Source organism: Rhodococcus sp. ENV425 (genome assembly GCF_002887785.1).
Taxonomy (GTDB): domain Bacteria; phylum Actinomycetota; class Actinomycetes; order Mycobacteriales; family Mycobacteriaceae; genus Rhodococcus; species Rhodococcus aetherivorans.
The window spans coordinates 1-1,139 of sequence record NZ_PCZU01000277.1 but is presented as its reverse complement, the minus strand read 5'-3'; the positions used below and the strand labels follow the sequence as shown (position 1 = coordinate 1,139).

The 1,139-nt window shown below is 74.7% G+C and carries 2 protein-coding genes; both read left to right on the top strand.

All coding sequences use genetic code 11. The annotated features are described in order from the left end of the window. On the top strand, nt 1-559 hold a 559-nt coding region (locus CQZ88_RS26240; protein ID WP_102800529.1), incomplete at its 5' end, for an SDR family oxidoreductase. A gap of 3 nt (nt 560-562) precedes the next feature. Then, a partial coding sequence (locus tag CQZ88_RS26235) for a lycopene cyclase family protein (RefSeq protein ID WP_258008803.1) occupies nt 563-1,139 on the top strand: 577 nt, incomplete at its 3' end.

The window sequence follows — 1,139 nt, the reverse complement described above, 5'->3', positions numbered from 1 at the left end:
CGCCGACACCCGCGCCGAGGCGGTGCGCCGCACCGTCGCCGAGCTCGGCGGGCTCGACATCCTGATCAACAACACCGGCATCAACCCCGTCTACGGGGCGTTGATGGACGCCGACCTGGACGCCGTCCGCAAGATCTTCGACGTCAACGTCGTCGCCGCGCTGGGATTCGTGCAGCAGGCCTACCGCGCGTGGATGGCCGAGCACGGCGGTTCCGTGATCAACGTCGCGAGCGTGGCGGGCCTGCGCTCGACCGGCGTGATCGCCGCGTACGGGGCGTCGAAGGCGGCGCTGATCCGGCTGACCGAGGAGCTGGCCTGGCAGCTGGGGCCGGGCGTGCGCGTCAACGCGGTCGCGCCCGGGGTGGTGAAGACGAGGTTCGCGGCCGCGCTCGTCGCCGGCGGTGAGGACACCGCCGCCGCCCGATACCCGATGGGCCGCCTCGGCACGCCCGAGGACGTCGCCGAGCTGGTCGCGTTCCTGGTCTCCGATGCGGCCGGCTGGATCACCGGGGAGACTGTGCGGGTGGATGGTGGACTGCTGGCGACGGGAGCGATGTAGCGGGTGATAGACGCGGAGGTGCTGGTCGTCGGGCTCGGGCCGGCGGGGCGTGCGGTGGCACACCGGGCGGTCGCCGCGGGTCTCGACGTGCTGGCCGTGGACCCGCAGCCGGATCGGCCGTGGACTGCGACGTATGCGGCGTGGCTCGACGAGCTGCCGTCGTGGCTGCCCCCCTCGGTGCTCGCGGCGCGGGTGGACGAGCCGGCGGCGTGGACGGTGCGGCCACACCGGATCGAGCGCCCCTACGGTGTGTTCGATGCGTCGGCACTGCAGCGAAGCCTGGCGCTGGAGCCGGCGCGGGTACGGGCCGGCCGGGTGGACGCCGTCGCCCCGGATCGCGTCACCCTCGCGGACGGAAGCGTGCTGCGGGCCCGGAGCGTGATCGACGCGCGCGGGGTGCCCGCCGACCGCTCCCGCGCCCAGCAGACCGCCTTCGGGGTCACGGTCGACACCGCCACTGCCGCACCCGTGCTGGAGGGCCGCGCCGCCTGGTTCATGGACTGGCGGCGCGACAACCGCACCCGCTCCGGGGATGCGCCGTCGTTCCTGTACGCGGTGCCGCTCGGCGGCGGCCGGGTGC